The following is a 17,228-nucleotide window of genomic DNA, read 5'->3' on the forward strand; positions in this document are numbered from 1 at the left end:
TGCACGGTGTTTGCGATTCGCCCTTGGGGCGAATCGGCAGGCCAGCGTCGGGCGTGCGCCGCAAGCCTCGGATGGCGCCCGATCCTACGGCACCTGCGGCGCATCGCGCAGCACCGTGCGCAACGCGGTATCGAACGGCGTCGCGTAATCGATCCCGAGTTCGCGCACGCGCGACGCGTCCAGATGGCAGTCGTACGGGCGCGGCGTCGCATCGGTCGGCTTGTCGATCGGCGCGAGCGATGCGTCGATGCCGAGCGCTGCCGCGATCCGCTGCGCGATGTCGTACTTCGTCATCGGCTCCTCGCCCGACCAATGACGGATACCCGTGATGGACGCGCCCGCGAGATGACGCAGCGTCAGGTCGCGGATGACTTGCGCGACGTCCGGCGTGTAGGTCGGATAGCGGATCGCCCATGCATCCATGCCGACCGCGTCGGCACCCGGGCGCGCGGAAGCGACGATCGCGGGGACGAGGCTCGTGACGGCCGATTCGCTCCAGTCGGCGACCGGGCCGTAAAGCAACGGCAGGCGCAGCACGCACGACAGCGGCGATGCGGCGACGAGCGCAGCTTCGCCTTCCAGCTTCGTGCGGCCGTAGATGTTCAGCGGGTTCGGCGTGGCGTCTTCACGGTACGGGGCCGCCTTGCCGTCGAATACGTAGTCGGTGGAGATGCCCAGCGTCCATGCGCCATATCGCGCGGCGAGCGCGCCGATGCGGGCCGGTGCTGTGACGTTGATGGCGCGCGCGGCGGCCGGGTCGCGTTCGCAGACGTCGGGGCGGCGTTCGGCTGCACAGAGGATGACGGCGGCCGGTTTGCGGGTTTCGAAGAGGTGTTCGAGGGCCGGCTGGTCGAGCGCGTCGAGTCGGGCGATGTTTTCCGGGGGCAGCGCGAGAAGTTTTGCGCCTGCGCTTTGCGGGTTCCGGATGGTCGCGAGCAGCGTCAGCGACGATTCGCGGGCCAGCGACGCGGCAACCGCGCGGCCGAGCAGACCGGAGGCGCCGATGACGAGGATGGTCGGGAGTTCGGTCGACGAAGTTGGGCTTGGCATGGGCGGCGATTCGGGTGACGTAGGGAGGCGCGGGGTCGCGTTCGGCGTTCGAGCTGTGGTCGTCCGGAGGATAGCGGAAAAGGTGCGCAACCGATCAACGACAAACGACCCTCGAACCGTACCATGCGGAATCGCCACCCGGCGCACGCAAGCTCCGGAGCCACCGGCGATTCGCCCGCCACCCAAAAGACAAAGCCCGGCACACTTGCGCGCACCGGGCCTGCCATACTGCACTGAAACTTCGCGCCGCCTTACTTCCGGTCGAGCGAATACCGCCCCGGCCCGGTCAGCGCGAGCAACAGCAACCCGCCGATGATGCTGACGTTCTTGTAGAAGTTGATCATCGCCATATACTGGTCCATGCCCTGCAGCGCCCAGTAGCGATGGCCGATCAGCGCGGTCGCGAGCGTATAGGCGGCGAACACCAGCGCGAGCGGACGCGTATAGAAGCCGATCGCGATCAGCAGGCCGCCGGCCAGTTCGACCGCCACCGCGATCACGGCCGTCAGTTCCGGCGCCGGGTTCCCCGTCGACGCCATGTACGCGACCGTGCCCGAGAAGCCGTTCAGCTTCTGCCAGCCGAACAGCACGAACAGGATCATCAGCAGCACGCGAGCCGCCAGCAGCAGCTCGTCCTTCTTCGACTCCAGCGAAACGTAACGCATAGCAAACACCCTTGAATTGACGGTTTGAGGCATCCGGCGCCGATGCGCGCCGAATCGGCACGCCAGGTCGGCAACGGACCACTCCTCGCGCAATCGGACAGCGGACCGGACGGCCCGCCGCCGAAGAATCCTTCCGGTTGCGCCGTTCCTGGCGCGCTCCGGATCGGTTCTGGCGAAGCACGGGTACAGTCTACTGTCTCACCATGAATCATCAATCCTCCTTGAAGCGATTCGCTGTCTCACTTAAGTAGACAATCGGACGCAACAAGACCGTTACACGGCGGATGACGGGGCAGCGCAAACGACTTTCGGCCCCGCGCAAATCGCTCCGTTTTCGTGTTTCCAGATCAGGAAAACTGTTCCTCTTCTTCCTGGCCGACTTATTCAATTGATATTGTTGGCACCAATTGACACATGCCGGTCACAACAACTCGTCTCGACAGTTAATTGGCGACGCGTTCTACGCGTGCTTCATTCGTCATTGATTCGGCGTAGCAATTCGATCGTCTTTACAGTCATCTAGTGATCTTCTTTCGATCAAAGACACACGGACCGGGAATGAAAATTGGTAACCGAAAACGTTTCACGTACGCGTGGCCCGACATCTCATGTAGCGTGATATCGCCTACCTGACAAGGTTTGCGGCTCGATACTGACCAAGCATGACGCCTGCTCCATGCAGCTGCTCCGCCTGACGTTTAGCGGCATGAACGAAAAATTCCCCATCAAACATTCACGCTTTCGGCAAGTTTTAAACTCCAGAAAACATCCCTCAATAAATACAATAAAAATCATGCGTTTACGATGAAGAATCGCAAACCGCCATCGCGTATTCACTCGCCATCCTCCACCTACAATTTTCTCAACAAAAATTACAAAAAATTACCAATTAATGCCGGTTTAAATATACGATGGCGCACCGATTCGTTCTTACGTTTCCCCAACGCCTCCCGTGAACCCCGGCATGCGTCGCGCGGGAGGCCGCATGCAGGCGAATCGCGACGAGGCCGCCCGGATCACCGCGAGCGGACTCGACAGCCGTTCGTCGCAGGATCGCCTTTCAACCGGAGCCCACCCATGCCAACGAACACGCCCGTGAATAGCGGCGCGAACGCGAACAGCCTGATGCAACAGGCGGCGCAGTCGATCATCAACGGCTCGACCGGCAATCCGTCGATGGACGTCGGCACGCTGGTCAAGACGCTGGTGAACGCGAAGACGGCCGGCCGTGCCGCGACGCTTGCCGCGTCGCAAGCGACCGGCAGCACGCGGATTTCCGCATTCGGCGCACTGTCGTCGGCGCTGGGCGCGCTCCAGGCGGGCCTCGCATCGCTGACGAACGGCGGACTGCAGTCGACGTTCAACGCCGTCGCGAGCGGCAAGGGCCTGACCGCGACGGCGGGTGCGGGCGCGGTCGCCGGCACCTACACGGTCGGCGTCACGCAGATCGCGACCGCGCAGGCGCTGTCGTCGGCGGGCTTCAACGGGACCAGGGCACTCGGTACCGGCACGCTGACGCTGTCGCTCGGCAGCCAGTCGTTCAAGGTCGAGGTCGGCAGCACGAACAACACGCTGTCGGGCATCGCGGCCGCGATCAATGCGGCGTCGAACAACCCGGGGATCAGCGCGACGGTCATCAACGGCACCGACGGCGCGCACCTCGTGCTCGCATCGTCGAAGACGGGCGCGGCGAACGCGATCAGCGTCGCGGTCGGCAACGTGACCAACGACAACGGGCTGTCGAGCCTCGGCGTCACGTCGACGGCCGACACGGCCGGCGGCGCGTCGAAGATCGAATCGGCGAACAGCGCGGCCGCGTGGCGGCAAAGCGCGGTCGCACAGGATGCGAAGTTCGCGATCAACGGGATCGCGTCGACCAGCGCGAGCAACGCGGTGTCGGGTGTGCTGACGGGCATCACGCTGAACCTGTCGGCGGCCGCGGTCAGCGCGACCGATACGCAGACGCTGACGGTCAGCACCGACACGAAATCGCAGGCGGCGACGATCACGAATTTCGTGAGCCTGTACAACACCGTCGTCAAGACGATGGGCGCGCTGACGAGCTACACGGAAGGCGCGAGCGCACAAGGCGCGCTGATCGGCGATTCGACGCTGAACACGATCCGCAACTCGCTCGCATCGAGCGTCGCGCGCGGCGTCGACAGCGGCGACACCGAGAAGGGCAGCGGGCACGCGAACCTGCTGTCGATCGGCATCAAGCTCGAGAGGGACGGCACGCTGAGCGTCGACAGCGCGAAGCTCGGCGACACGCTGTCCGCCAACCCGGCGGCGGTCGCGCGCCTTTTCAACCCGACGAACGGGATCGGCACGCGCCTGACCGAGCAGATCACGCAATTTACGAAGAAGAACGGAATGATCGACGTGCGCACGACCGCACTGAACGCCGATCTGAAGCGCATCACGCAGCAGCAGTCCGATCTGTCCGACTACGCTGCGCAATTGACCAAGCAGTATCAAGCGCAGTTCACGGCACTCAACACGCTGATGGCCAAGATGAACTCGAACTCGCAGTACCTGACGCGATTGTTCGGCGGCGCAAACAGCAGCGGCACGCTGGCGAAAAGATGAACGGCCGGGCCCCGCGGTGACCGCTTCGGCGGTTCCCGCGCAATGGTTCGAGCGGGTCGAGCCGTCAGCCGAGCCCCTCGACGCGGTCGGCGAACAAATCGATCGCACGCGACACCTGACGCCCGAAATAGCCTGGCCGTTCGCGCTCGTATGCGCGCAGCAACGTCGTGCATTCGCGCTCGGCCCAGCGCCAGACCGGGCCCTGCTTCGCGAATACGGGATGATCGTGCAACTCCGCCGGCACCGCGTGCTCGTCCTCCCAGCCCCAGAAATACGCCTGGTACGCGCGGGCGAACGGCATCCCCAGATTGTTCGCGACGGTCTCGTCGTGGCGCAGCGTGAAGTCGACGATCTCCTTGCGCACGCGGCCACCGACGTCGTCGTGGCGCGCTTCGATCCAGCAGTGATACCGCGCGAGGTGCGACAGATGCCGCGCGGTGCGGCGCCGCTCGCGCGTCGTGCACAGCGCGTACAGGTTGCCGTTGCCGAAATCCATCACTTCGCCGCCCGCGAACGGCCGGTAAGCCTTGCCGGTCAGCAGCGTCAGCACCTGTGCGCCGACGATCGCGTAGTCGGCGCACCGCATGTAGCCGCTGCGCGTCGTCGCTTCCGATACGCTCCGATGGACGACCTCGTCGATCACGGCGTGCAGCATGGCATCTACCGGCGCCGCCAGGATCGGTGGCTGGCTAGTCGTCGTCACTGGTTGCATCGGAAACGAATACGGATTCAACGGTTCATCGGTAAAAAACGCTCCGAGGCATAATATTACGAACCGTTACAAGAACCGATAGACGGATTGAGCAGATTTGTATGCTTTTGTCGTGCGGTGACGGAGCGTGCCGGACAGGTCACCGGACGCCACCGAAGCAGTACGCAGCGCAGGAGTCGGACGCGCGTCGGCGCCGCGCTCGTGGAGCGCGGGCGGTTCGATTTTGTGATGCGGTGGATGAAGGCCGGACGGCGTGTCCGCGGTGCACCGCCGTTCGTGGCAACGGGCATCGTGCCCGTCCCGGCCGGCTACCGCAGTGGTGTGGTCGCGGCAGGCGGCATTGCCGCCACCGATGTAATCTGGCATCCCGATGGTTTCGTTGCGTTACGCACCCGGCACGAACGCGGCGCCGGGCTCATACCATCCGGGACGTTGCAGGTACGCCGCCAGCACCGCACGGCGCGCCGCATCCGCTATTGCGCGGCGATCCGCCGGCGGAAATGCTCGGTACCGGCCACGATCTTGTCGAGCACCGCATCGAGCGCCCAGAATCGTTCGCGCACGTCGTAATCGATCGCGCGGCATTTGATCGACCCGAAGGTGCCGATCCGCTGATGGTAGATCTTCGCGAGCGCTGGGTAGCCCAGCGCTTCCGACACCGCCGACACGACCAGGAACGTCGACAGTTCGTCGGCCAGCGCCGGGTTCGCGCCTCCTTGCGAGCGCAACCACCGGTAGAGATCCGGATGGAAGTTGGTGAACACGCCGTTGAAGCCCGCGGACCCCGCCTTCATCGCGTCCCACGCAATCGCGGCGTTCGCGTTCAGGATCTTCAGCGGCGATCCCGCGGCGAGCGCGACGCGCCGCTTCACCGTCTCGAGGTCGCAGCTCACGTCCTTGAGCATCACGAACCGGCCCGTGTCGATGCACGCGCGCAGTTCGTCATCCGAAAGAAGCCGCCGGTAAGGCGCCGGACACTCATACAGGCCGAGCGGCAGATCCGACGGCAGTCGCGCGAGCAGCCTGTGAAGATGGTCGAGCAGCGCGGCGCTGCCCTTGCGCTGCGGATCGAGCCGGTTGGTCACGAGCACGACGCCCTGCGCACCCGATTCGGCCGCCGCGCACAGTTCGGCGACCTGCGCGTCGAGATCGTCGCTGACGTGCCCCGATGCGACGACGGGCACGCGCCCGGCCACCCGCTCGACCACGAAGCGCGCCAGTTCCGCGCGTTCGGCAAGACTCAGGAACTGCATCTCGCTCGATTGCGCGACCGCGAACAACGCATCCGCGCCGTGCGCCAGATACCATTCGATGAGCCGCTCGAGCCCCGCGTAGTCGATCGCGCCGGCATCGTCGAACGGCGTCAGCATCACCGGTACGATCCCCTCGATGGTCACGTTCGCTTGCTGCTGGTGTTGCATCTGTTTCTCCTTCCTTCAGTGAATGCGTGTACAAGCTGCGTGCTCAGGCCGGCAACGGTCCGTGCGCGGCATTCGCCGCCTGCTCGGGAATCGGCTTGCGCACCAGCAGCAGGTAAGCCATCGCACCGGCGAACGCGATCGCCGCGGCGGTCAGCAGCGCGGGCACGAACGACCACTTCTGCGCAATGATGCCCGTCAGGATCGGCGCGAGCGCGCCGCCGATGAAACCGCCGAAATTCTGGATCGCGCCGAGTGACGCGACACGGCTCGGCGGCGCGGCCGCCGTCGCGAGCGCCCACGACGAGGCCGACGCCGCGTTGGCGAGAAAGATCACGACCGAAATGCATGCGAGCGCGACCGCGTTGCTCTGCACGAGCGCGGCCGGGATCGTGAACGCGACCATCCCGAGCATCGCGACCACCACCGCATTGCGCCGGCTCACGACCGGCGAACGGCTGCGACGCGTGACCACGTCCGACAGCCAGCCGGCGACCAGCGAGCCGACGAACCCGCACAGGAACGGCACCGACGCGGCAAACCCGGTGCGGATCAGGCTCATGTGCCGCTCCATCGTCAGGTACCCGGGCAGCCAGGTCAGGTACACCCAGTTCAGGTACACGGAACCGAAAAAACCGATCAGCATCCCCCAGGTCGTGCCGTGCGAGAACAGGCTGCGCCATTCGCCGAAAGTCAGTTTCGGCGCCGCGACGACGCTCTGCGCATCGGCATCGAGATAGCTGCGCTCGTCCACGGTCAGTTGCGCGCGCACCGGATCGCGGTACAGCGCAAACCAGACGACGGCGACGACAAGACCCGCTGCGCCCGTCGCAATGAACGCCCAGCGCCAGTCGAACGATGCGACGAGGATCGACAGCAGCAACGGCGCGAGCGCGGTGCCGAGCGGCGACGCGGCGTTGAAGATCCCGGTCGGCGTGCCGCGCGCGCGCAGCGGAAACCAGTTGCTCACCACCCGCGCGGCCGACGGGAACTGCGGCGCCTCGCCGATGCCGAGCACGATGCGCGCGACGATGAACCAGCCGAAGGTGGACACGATGCCGCCGGCCGCCTGCGCGAACGACCAGACGATCAGCCCGATGCCGAGCAGCCGGCGCGGACCGATGCGGTCGACGAGCCCGCCGACCGGAAACTGGCACAGCGCATAGCTCCACGAGAACGCCGACAGCAGCAGCCCCATCTGCGCGAGCGACAAGCCGAGATCGCCCCGGATCGCCGAGCTCGCGACAGCCAGCGTGCCGCGATCGAGATAATTGACGATCCCGCTCGCCATCAACAGCGCGAGCGCGATGCGTTGCCCGCGCCGGATACGCGGCGGCGCGTGCGGAACAGTCTGGTTTTCGCTCATTACGTTTGTCTCCATGTCTCGGGTATCGGCCGGTTCCGGCCATTCCGTCGCTTGCGGAATTCAGGTATCCATCCGTGTCACTTCTTCGTGCGTCGGGATCGAGGTCTGCGCGCCGTAGCGCGTGACGCTGATCGCGGCCGCACGCTGACCGAAGCCGATCGCGTCGTCCATCGACGCGCCGTCTGCGCGGGCGGCCGCGAACCCGCCGACGAACGTGTCGCCGGCCGCGGTCGTATCGACGGCCGTCACCGACATCGCACGATGGCGGCCGTTCCCTGCGCTGCCGCGCCAGCACACGCCGCGCGCGCCGAGCGTGACCAGCACGTTGCCGACGCCCTTCGAGCACAGCGCATCGGCGGCGCGCACGGCCGACGCATCGTCGCCGACGGCGATGCCGGTCAGCGACTCGGCTTCGGTTTCGTTGACGACGAGGTAGTCGACTCGCGCCAGCAACGCGTCGAACAGCGGCTGCGCAGGCGCGGGATTGAGCAGCACCGGCGTGTGGCACGCGCTCGCACAGGCAATCGCGTGCGCCACGGTCGCGATCGGCACTTCGAGCTGGCATACCAGCAGCGCCGCCCCGGCGATCGTTTCGCGCGCCGCGTCGATCCGGCCGGCGTCGAGGCACGCATTCGCGCCGGGCACGACGACGATGCTGTTCGCGCCGCCGTCGTCGACCGTGATCGCGGCAACGCCGGTCGACGTGCCGCCGATGCGATGCAGGTGCGTCACGTCGATCCGTTCAGCCGCCAGCGCGCCGTGCAGGCGCACACCGAACGCGTCGTCGCCAACGCAGCCGATCATCGCGACCGACGCACCCAGACGCGCGGCCGCAACCGCCTGGTTCGCCCCCTTGCCGCCGTGATCGGTCTGGAATTCAGTGCCGAGCAGCGTCTCGCCCGGCACCGGCAGGCGCGGCGCACGCGTGACGAGGTCGATGTTCACGCTGCCGACGACAGCGATATGCGGTGAACGGGCGCTGTTCATTTCTCGATGTAACCGCTTACATTTGAAGTGGACAAAACGGCCGGGAAGGCCGTCGTCGATGAAAATTTCGCGATACGGATGGAATATGTGTCTGACATAATACGGAACACCATCAAGATAGCGCTTACATTCTCACAGGATCGAATCGGGATGCAAGCGGGACCACCATGAATCGAGGGTAAACAATGACGCTTTTGGCAGCGCGCGGCGTCGGCAACACCGCCGCGCAGGGAGACGGCCGATGAGCACGCCCCCGTCCCGCGGCGGCGCGTCCCGTGCGCGCCGCGGCAGCGGCCGCTCGGTGCTCGGTGACGTCGCGAAGCTGGCCGGCGTGTCGACCGCGACCGTCTCGCGCGTGTACAACGATCCCGGCAAGGTGTCGGCCGACGTGCAGCAGCGCGTGCGCGACGCGGCGCGCGCACTGAACTGGATTCCGAATGCGGCCGGCCGTGCGCTCGCGTCCACGCGCACCCACATCACCGGCGCGATCATTCCGACGCTCGACGACCAGGTGTTCGCGTCGCAGGTCGCGGGCATGCAGACGGTCATGGCCGAGCACGGCATCACGCTGTTTCTCGGCTGCTCGAACTACGATCCCGCTCAGGCGCTGGCGCAGGTGCGCGCGATGCTGTCGCGCGGCGTCGAAGCCGTATCGCTGGTCGGCGAAGCGTATCCGCCGGAATTGTTCGAACTGCTTGCGATGCACGGCGTGCCGTACGTCGTCACGTACGCCTATCGCGACGACAGCCCGCACTGCTGCATCGGCTTCGACAACCGCGCGGCGTTCGCGCGGCTCACCACGCACCTGCTCGACCTCGGCCACCACGATTTCGCGATCATCATGCAGCCGTCGGCCGACAACGACCGTGTGCAGGCCCGCCTGCGCGGCATTCACGACACGCTTGCCGCGCACGGGCTCGCGGTGCGCCCCGTGCATCAGCACGAAGGCGCGGCCACGATCGCGTTCGGGCGGGCGAGCCTGCGCGCGATCGCCGACAGCGACGCGGCGACGCGGCCGACGGCCGTGATCTGCGGCAACGACGCGCTCGCGCTCGGCGCGTTGCTCGAGGCGCAGGCGCTCGGCATCGACGTGCCCGCGCAATTGTCGATCACCGGGTTCGACGACATCGCGCTCGCGCGCGAGATCCGGCCGCCGCTGACGACGATGTGGGTCGACACCGATGCGATCGGGCGGCAGGCCGCGCATGCGTTGCTCGATGCGCTCGAGAACGGCGTAACGGGACCCGGTCGAGCCGTCATGCCGGAGTTGCGCATACGGGAATCGACCGCGCCGCCGGCGCGGGCTCGCGCATCGCGCAAAGAATGAAGACGCGTCGAGCGGCTCCGGCCGTCCCGCGCGCTCACTGCATCACGTCGATCGGCAGCGTCCTGTCGAGATTGTCGTGCCACGCCTGGATGGTCTTCGGCACGGTTTTCTTCCACGCCTGCGCGTTCGAGTAATAACGCATCCGGACCTTGTTCTGCGCATCGAACACGAGCAGCCCGATCCACAGATCGGTACCGCGGCTCATCACGATCGCCGCGTTCGTCGTCGCGATACCGCGCACCCAATACGACTTCACGCGCGCATTCAGCCCGTCGAGATCCTTTTCGTCGGCGCTGTCATTGACCATGTCGACGAGCGTCGGGTAATCGGCGCCAAGCAGCTTGTGCGCGGTCGCGTTCTGCGTCGCGTCGGTCACGACCTTGAGGCTCAGCAGGTCGGCCTGCGGCCTGGCCTGGAACTGCGACGCGGTCACGTAGTCGCCCGCGTAGACGACGCCCGCGCCGGCGCCGCAATCGAAATCCCCACCCTGTTGCGTGACGCGGATGCGCCCACCCTTCCGGTCGAAATCGAGCCGGCATTTGTCGTTGCGGTAGGTGCCGCTGTCGCCGTGCAGCACGATGTCGCCGTCGAGCCCGCCGGTATTCGCGCCGTTGTTGGCGCCCAGCTCGAAATGCAGCCGCGGCGCCGTGCCGGTGAACGTCAGGACGCCGCCGACCGACGGGTTGTCGCTCGTCAGGTACCGGGTCTGTTGCCAGCGATCGGCGGCAAGCGGCGTGCCGTTCAGGCTCGCGAGCCGTTCGCGATAGCGGTCGCCGAGGCACGGCGCTTCGGTGCCGCACTGGTCGCGCTGCTTGAGCCACTTCAACTGTGCGGCCTTCAGCCCGGCCGTATCGCCGCCTTTCGCGAGCGCCTTCTTCCACGCCGCTGCAAGGTCACCGTCGAGCTTCGACAGCGCGGCGTCCGCGCAGATCGTCTTCTCGGTCGGCGAAGCGGCCTTCGCGCAGTCGAAGCCGGCTGCATGCGCGGCGATCGGCAACAGCGTCAGCAGCGCGGCCGCCGCGATGAATCGCAGGTGCAAGTACCGCGTATCACATGCGGGAATCGCGGCTTGCCCGCGCGCGTTCGATCGATTCTGGATGGTCATCGGCTTGGATCGTCGCTGGGTCGCGCGCCCGTAGAAGCTACCTGCACGCGACATTCAAGGTAAAAACGCCCGGCCCGACATGCGACGCATGCCGTCGCCCGCCGCAGCGTAACCCGAATGCGCGACGCCGATCAATCGACGTTCGATGTCATCGCAACCGTTCCGGCGGCCACGCTGCATTGCACGATGCCGTCGCGCGATGCAGCTTCCACGACGGCATCGATGTTCCCGATGAACACCATTACGTCATCGCGTTCGTGCGCGGGTGCGGCAGGCGGCGCCTGCGCGGCATCCAACGTCGAAGCCGGTTACGGTGCGAGCAGGCGTCAGCCGTCGAACGGCACCAGCTCGTAACTCGTGCTCCGCCCGCCGGACGACGAACGAAGCAGCACACCGTGCCCGACGAGTTCCGTGATGTCGCGCAGCGCCGTGTCTTGCGAACACTTTGCGAGAGCCGCCCACTTGGTGGTCGTCAACTTCCCTTCGAAGCCGTCGAGCAAGCGATTCATGACCTTGACCTGACGCTCGTTCATCGCGAAGCCCGCACATCGCTGCCAGAAGCGCGCCTTGACCAGGACCGCGTCGAGCGTCGTGTGAGCGTGATCGACGGCCCTGCCGAGTGCATTCAAAAACCACGCGAGCCATTCGGTGACGTCGAGCGAACCGCGCTGCGTACGCTCCAGCACGTCGTAATACACGTCACGCTCGCGCTGGATTTGCGCCGACAGGCTATAGAAGCGCTGCGGACTCCGATCGGCGCGCGCCAGGACCAGATCCCCGAGCGCTCGCGCGATACGGCCGTTGCCGTCGTCGAACGGGTGAAGCGTGACGAACCACAGATGGGCCAGGCCGGCGCGGATCAGTAAAGGCTCGACCGGCGCGGCATTGAGCCACGCGAGAAAGCGCCCGACCTCGTTCGCGAGACGCGCGGCGGGCGGTGCTTCGAAATGCACGCGCTGTCGGCCGATCGGCCCGGACACGACCTGCATCGGCCCGCTCGCATCCGTACGCCATGCGCCGACCGCGATCCGCGACATCCCGGAATAGCCGGTCGGGAAAAGGGCTGCATGCCATCCGAACAGACGGCTTTCGGTGACCGGCGTCGCCGAATGGGTCGTCGCATCCAGCACCATGTCGACCACGCCCTCGACGTGGCGATCGACCGGCGCCAGTGCGCCGATATCGACCCCGAGCCGGCGTGCAATCGACGATCGGACCGATGCGACGCTCAGGTTTTCGCCCTCGATGGCGCTGGTCTTGACGACGTCCTCCGTCAGCGCGACCAGGCTGGCCTCATCGCGCAGCGCCAGGCCGATATCCGCCAGCCGCCCGGCCAGCATGCCTTGCGCACGGCTGACGTCGGCGAGTGACGTGGCGAGTGCCGGGAGGTCGAAGCGCCATGCGGGCCAGTCGGCCGCCTCCCAGACGAAGGTGTAATCTCCGCTCATGATGCGGAGATTATCCCACCGATTCACCGCATGGCTCAATATTCTCCGCAATATCTGCGGAGAATAACGCGTCTATTCACCGCACCTCGCCCGCTACCGCCGCCTGCCCGCCCCGCCCTTCGCCGCCGGCGCAGCCTCGCCAAGCCGTTCCGCGAGAAACCCGATGAACGTGCGCAGCGTGACGAATCCTTCGCGGTGCTGCGGAAACACCGCATTGAGCGTGATCGGCGGCGGCGCATACGCTTCGAGCACCGGCACGAGCGCGCCGCTGTCGAGCGCCGCGCCGACGATGAAGTGCGGCAGCAGCACGATGCCGAGCCCCGCGATCGCCGCATCGCGCACCACTTCGCCATTGTTCGCGACGAGCGGCCCCTGCACGTCGAACGTGCGCGCCGCGCCATCGACGCGGAATTCCCAGCCGACGCGCCTCTCGCGCCCGTACAGCAGGCACGTATGGCCGGCGAGATCGGCCGGTGTTTCGGGCGTGCCCTGCCGCTTCAGATAGGCAGGGCTCGCGCACGCGATCATCCGCCACGCGCCGAGCGGGCGCGCGATCAACGTCGAATCCTCGAGCGAGCCGATCCGCAGCACGAGATCGAAGCCCTCGCCGATCAGGTCGACGCGCCGGTCGGTCAGGTCGAGGTTCAGCCGCACGGCCGGGTGCGTGGACAGGAATTCGGCGATCAGCGGCGACACGTGCGTGATCCCGAACGACAGCGGCGCGCTGATCTTCAGCGAACCGTGCAGCTCGGTGCTGCGCACCGACATTGCCTGCTCGGCGTCGGCGATCTCGGCAAGGATCCGCTGCGCCCGCGCATAAAACTCCTGCCCCGATTCGGTCACCGCGAGATTGCGCGTGTTGCGGTGCAGAAGCCGCACGCCGAGCGACGCCTCCAGCGCCATCGTGCGCCGGCTGACGAACTGCTTGGACAGCATCAGCTGGTCGGCCGCCGCCGTGAAGCTGCCCGCGTCGACCGTCGCGACGAAGATCCTCAGATCGTTGAGTTCCATATTGTCCACTCCATAGCGACAGTCATTATCTCTACAGCCATTTATTTGTCAAATCGATTGACCTAAGATTCATCTCAACGAACGGCCGGACCCACTTCCGAGGCCCGGCGACTTCAAGGACAGAAATCATGATCGAAATCCGTGCAGCAAACCAACGTGGCCGTGCGGAGCATGGCTGGCTCAGCTCCCGTCATACGTTTTCGTTCGCGAATTACTACGATCCGAAGCAAGTCGGCTTCTCCGACCTGCTCGTGATCAACGACGACCGCGTCGCACCGGGCCGCGGCTTCGGCACGCACCCGCACCGCGACATGGAGATCCTGTCGTACGTGCTCGACGGCGCGCTGGAACACAAGGACTCGATGGGCACCGGATCGGTGATCGTGCCGGGCGACGTGCAACTGATGAGCGCGGGCACGGGCGTGCGCCACAGCGAGTTCAACCACTCGCCGGACGCGGGGGTCCACTTCCTGCAGATCTGGGTCGGGCCGGCCGAAAAGGGTGCCGAGCCGCGTTATCAGCAGACGAACGTCGCGGCCGACGAAAAGCGCGGCAAGCTCACGCTGGTCGTGTCGCCGAACGGCGACACCGGTTCGCTGAAGATCCGGCAGGACACGCGGATCTACGCGGGCCTGTTCGACGGCGATGAGCGCGCGACGCTGGAACTGGCACCGGACCGCTTTGCTTACGTGCACGTTGCACGCGGCAGCGTGACGGTCAACGGCGTGACGCTCGGCGAAGGCGACGGCGCGCGCATCCGCGGCGAACAGGCGCTGACGCTCGCCGACGGCAACGATGCCGAAGTGCTGGTGTTCGACCTGCGCCCGGTCGAAGTGACGGCCGAGTGGGCATAACCCCCGTTCGGGAAACCGGGCCCCGCCGAACGCGGGGCCCTTTTAATCGGAGATTCGCATCATGGCCAAGGTACTCGTTCTTTACTACTCGTCCTACGGGCACGTCGAAACGATGGCGCAACACGTCGCGGAAGGCGCGAAATCGGTGCCCGGCGTCGAAGTCGCGCTCAAGCGCGTGCCGGAAACGATCCCCGTCGACCAGGCCAGGGCGATCGGCGTGAAGGTCGACCAGGCCGCACCGGTCGCCACGGTGGACGAACTCGCCGATTACGATGCGATCATCTTCGGCACGCCGACCCGCTTCGGCAACATGGCCGGCCAGATGCGCACGTTCCTCGACCAGACCGGCGGCCTGTGGATGAAGGGCGCACTCGTCGGCAAGATCGGCAGCGTGTTCGCGTCGACCGGCACGCAGCACGGCGGCCAGGAAACGACGATCACGTCGTTCCACACGACGCTGCTGCACCAGGGGATGGTGATCGTGGGCGTGCCGTATGCGTGCAGCGGGCTCGTCAACATGAACGAAATCACCGGCGGCACGCCGTACGGCGCGACGACGCTCGCAGGCGCGGACGGCAGCCGCCAGCCGAGCGCGAACGAACTCGAAATCGCGCGCTACCAGGGCAAGCACGTCGCGGAACTCGCGAGCAAGCTCGCGTCGTAACGCGTCGCACCATCCGGGAATCCGCCGGCCGCACACGGTCCGGCATTCCCGGGAAACCGCACACGAACGGACGGCGCCGGGGCAACCCGGCGCCGTCCGTTCGTGCGTGTTTGCCGGCCGTTACTGCCCCGACGCCGGCGCGGCGGGCGCCGCCTTCGTCGCGGGCGCCTTCTGCACGGCGTTCTGCGGATAGTTGCTCTGGTCGTTGGTCAGCCGGTAGCCGCTGCCGGTGCCGATCGCCTTCAGGTCCGACGCGTGGCGCGCCCGGGCCGCCTTGCGTGCCGCCTTCTTCTGCGCCTTGTCGAGCTGCTTCTGCGTCGGCGCGGACGCCGGATCCTGCGCGTATGCCGCCGGCGCGGCGGTCAACAGCAGACCGAACGACGCCGTTACTGCTGCTGCCACTGAAACCACGCGAGACTTCTTCATGGCCGGATCTCCTTGTCGATTGTTGGTTGTGGGTCGAATATCAGCGCGCACGCGACGGCTTGCGACGACGGCGCCGATGCAACGTTAGCCGATCGCTGCGCAAATGTCCGTGTGCGTTCCTGAATTTTCCTGATAACGACAGCGATACATGCGCGCCGGGCACGCCGTCGTGTCGCCATGCCGTCTGCGCCCATCAGGGAAACCGATAACCCGGCGCTCAGACCCAGCGCGACAGCACCGGCAGCAGGATCGGCACGACGAACGCCGTCAGCACGCCGTTCAGCCCCATTCCGAGCCCGGCGAACGCGCCGGCCTCCTCGCTGACCTGAAACGCGCGCGCGGTGCCGATCCCGTGCGACGCGACGCCGAGCGCGAAGCCGCGCACGGCCGGCTCGTCGATCCGCAGCGCGTTGAGGATCCCGCGCGCGCACACCGCGCCGAAGATCCCGGTCGAGATCACGAGCACGGCGGTCAGCGACGGAATGCCGCCGATCTCCGCGGCGACGGCCATCGCGATCGGCGTCGTCGCCGATTTCGGCGCGAGCGACGCGATCGTCTGGTGCGATGCGCCGAACAGCGCGGCGATGCCGACCGCCGACACGATCGCTGTCAGCGAGCCCGCGAGCAGGCCGACGAGCAGCGGCAGCGCGCTGCGCCGCAGCTTCGACCACTGCCGGTACAGCGGCAGCGCGAGCGCGACGGTCGCGGGGCCGAGCAGGAAATGGACGAACTGCGCGCCTTCGAAATAGGTCGGGTACGGCGTATGCGTGATCGTCAGCAGCACGACGATCAGCGCGACCGCGATCAGCACGGGGTTCGCGAGCGGGTTGAAGCGCGCCCGTGCATAAACGGCCTGCGCGAACAGATATGCGATCAACGTGATGGTCAGGCCCAGCAGCGGGGTCGCCGCGAGATAGACCCAGATCGCGCCGAGTTTCGGGAAGGCCGTCATTGCGTGCGCTCCGCGGTGCCGTCCGCGCGGCGCTGGCGCCGCAGCAGCGCACGCGTGACGAGCGCCGTCACGGCGATCGCGAGCGTGGTGCTCACCGCCAGCGCGACGACGACCGCCACCGCATCGCCGCGCACGCGGTCGGCCGACACCATGATGCCGACGCCGGCCGGCACGAACAGCAGCGACAGGTGGCGCAGCAGCTCGAGCGCGGTCGGCTCGATCGCGTCGGCCACCTGCGGACGCAGCATCACGAAGCCGAACAGCAGCAGCATGCCGATCACCGGGCCCGGCACCGGCAGGGCGAACAGATAGGACACGCCTTCCCCTAGACACTGGAAGACCAGCAAGACCGCGAACGCCTGCAGCATGAACCGCTTCTCCCGAAGTTGGCCGCGAGTCCGCGCGGCCGCCGGGCCGGCGGCTTGCGGCGCCGGCGTGAACGATATGCGCGATCGTATCAACAATGCATGCGGCTGGTCGCGACGGCGCAATCGCACGATTGCGAGATCCCGGTTCCGCCGTTTCAATCCGGTCGGATCAGCCAGGAGAGCGGGCGGAACCGGGCGAGACGAAGGAGCGATCGCGCGACGGTCCGGACGCGAGTGGCGTCACCTTTCGCCACGCCCGTCGTCCGCATGCAAAAACGGCGGGCAT

At 66.6% G+C, this 17,228-nt stretch carries 17 protein-coding genes; 4 read left to right on the top strand and 13 right to left on the bottom strand.

Annotated features, from left to right (window positions below; translation table 11 throughout):
- Positions 1-84 precede the first annotated feature (84 nt).
- Positions 85-1,050 (bottom strand): dTDP-4-dehydrorhamnose reductase family protein, encoded by a 966-nt coding sequence (locus ACNQQL_RS09040; protein ID WP_072440414.1) that lies wholly within the window; start codon positions 1,048-1,050, stop codon positions 85-87.
- A 251-nt stretch (positions 1,051-1,301) separates the two neighbouring features.
- Positions 1,302-1,715, bottom strand: a complete 414-nt coding sequence (locus tag ACNQQL_RS09045) for a DoxX family protein (RefSeq protein WP_347063903.1) — start codon at positions 1,713-1,715, stop codon at positions 1,302-1,304.
- 1,077 nt (positions 1,716-2,792) lie between these two features.
- Here ACNQQL_RS09045 and fliD point away from each other — a divergent pair.
- The gene (gene fliD / locus ACNQQL_RS09050; protein ID WP_347063904.1) at positions 2,793-4,304 is read left to right on the top strand and encodes a flagellar filament capping protein FliD; all 1,512 of its coding nucleotides are present in this window, start codon (positions 2,793-2,795) and stop codon (positions 4,302-4,304) included.
- A 64-nt stretch (positions 4,305-4,368) separates the two neighbouring features.
- On the opposite strand, the gene ACNQQL_RS09055 is transcribed toward fliD, so the two are convergent.
- From ACNQQL_RS09055 to rbsK, 4 genes are all read right to left on the bottom strand, one after another.
- Positions 4,369-5,016, bottom strand: a complete 648-nt coding sequence (locus ACNQQL_RS09055) for a hypothetical protein (protein WP_347063905.1) — start codon at positions 5,014-5,016, stop codon at positions 4,369-4,371.
- 473 nt (positions 5,017-5,489) lie between these two features.
- On the bottom strand, positions 5,490-6,437 hold the full coding sequence (locus ACNQQL_RS09060) for a dihydrodipicolinate synthase family protein (RefSeq protein WP_347063906.1): 948 nt from the start codon (positions 6,435-6,437) through the stop codon (positions 5,490-5,492).
- A gap of 43 nt (positions 6,438-6,480) precedes the next feature.
- Positions 6,481-7,800, bottom strand: a complete 1,320-nt coding sequence (locus tag ACNQQL_RS09065; RefSeq protein WP_072440408.1) for an MFS transporter — start codon at positions 7,798-7,800, stop codon at positions 6,481-6,483.
- 60 nt (positions 7,801-7,860) lie between these two features.
- Complete coding sequence (rbsK, locus tag ACNQQL_RS09070; protein WP_347063907.1) at positions 7,861-8,787, bottom strand: ribokinase; 927 nt, start codon at positions 8,785-8,787, stop codon at positions 7,861-7,863.
- A gap of 241 nt (positions 8,788-9,028) precedes the next feature.
- Between rbsK and ACNQQL_RS09075 the strand changes: the two genes are divergently transcribed.
- Positions 9,029-10,114: a LacI family DNA-binding transcriptional regulator gene (locus ACNQQL_RS09075; RefSeq protein ID WP_347063908.1), complete on the top strand. Its 1,086-nt coding sequence runs from the start codon at positions 9,029-9,031 to the stop codon at positions 10,112-10,114.
- A 34-nt stretch (positions 10,115-10,148) separates the two neighbouring features.
- Here ACNQQL_RS09075 and ACNQQL_RS09080 read toward each other — a convergent pair whose 3' ends face one another.
- The 4 genes from ACNQQL_RS09080 to ACNQQL_RS09095 all read right to left on the bottom strand — a co-directional run bounded on the left by ACNQQL_RS09080 (position 10,149) and on the right by ACNQQL_RS09095 (position 13,678).
- Positions 10,149-11,219, bottom strand: a complete 1,071-nt coding sequence (locus ACNQQL_RS09080; RefSeq protein ID WP_347063909.1) for a lysozyme inhibitor LprI family protein — start codon at positions 11,217-11,219, stop codon at positions 10,149-10,151.
- Positions 11,220-11,350: 131 nt separating this feature from the next.
- Positions 11,351-11,515, bottom strand: a complete 165-nt coding sequence (locus ACNQQL_RS09085; protein ID WP_347063910.1) for a hypothetical protein — start codon at positions 11,513-11,515, stop codon at positions 11,351-11,353.
- Between the two features lie 30 nt (positions 11,516-11,545).
- Positions 11,546-12,667, bottom strand: coding sequence for a Fic family protein (locus ACNQQL_RS09090; protein ID WP_347063911.1), 1,122 nt, complete (start codon positions 12,665-12,667; stop codon positions 11,546-11,548).
- A 93-nt stretch (positions 12,668-12,760) separates the two neighbouring features.
- On the bottom strand, positions 12,761-13,678 hold the full coding sequence (locus ACNQQL_RS09095; RefSeq protein WP_347063912.1) for a LysR family transcriptional regulator: 918 nt from the start codon (positions 13,676-13,678) through the stop codon (positions 12,761-12,763).
- Between the two features lie 128 nt (positions 13,679-13,806).
- Here ACNQQL_RS09095 and ACNQQL_RS09100 point away from each other — a divergent pair, with 128 nt between their 5' ends.
- Positions 13,807-14,532: a pirin family protein gene (locus tag ACNQQL_RS09100; RefSeq protein WP_347063913.1), complete on the top strand. Its 726-nt coding sequence runs from the start codon at positions 13,807-13,809 to the stop codon at positions 14,530-14,532.
- Between the two features lie 61 nt (positions 14,533-14,593).
- Positions 14,594-15,196, top strand: a complete 603-nt coding sequence (wrbA, locus tag ACNQQL_RS09105) for an NAD(P)H:quinone oxidoreductase (protein ID WP_034182519.1) — start codon at positions 14,594-14,596, stop codon at positions 15,194-15,196.
- 120 nt (positions 15,197-15,316) lie between these two features.
- Here wrbA and ACNQQL_RS09110 read toward each other — a convergent pair whose 3' ends face one another.
- The 3 genes from ACNQQL_RS09110 to ACNQQL_RS09120 form a co-directional block, all read right to left on the bottom strand.
- A complete protein-coding gene (locus tag ACNQQL_RS09110) occupies positions 15,317-15,622 on the bottom strand; it encodes a hypothetical protein (RefSeq protein ID WP_072440397.1) in 306 nt (101 codons plus the stop codon).
- 217 nt (positions 15,623-15,839) lie between these two features.
- Positions 15,840-16,574, bottom strand: coding sequence for an LrgB family protein (locus tag ACNQQL_RS09115; RefSeq protein WP_034182521.1), 735 nt, complete (start codon positions 16,572-16,574; stop codon positions 15,840-15,842).
- Positions 16,571-16,942: a CidA/LrgA family protein gene (locus ACNQQL_RS09120; RefSeq protein ID WP_034182620.1), complete on the bottom strand. Its 372-nt coding sequence runs from the start codon at positions 16,940-16,942 to the stop codon at positions 16,571-16,573. Before ACNQQL_RS09120 ends, ACNQQL_RS09115 begins: the two co-directional genes overlap by 4 nt.
- Positions 16,943-17,228: the final 286 nt, after the last annotated feature.

The organism is Burkholderia sp. LFS061, assembly GCF_047978125.1.
Taxonomy (GTDB): Bacteria; Pseudomonadota; Gammaproteobacteria; order Burkholderiales; family Burkholderiaceae; genus Burkholderia; species Burkholderia pyrrocinia_C.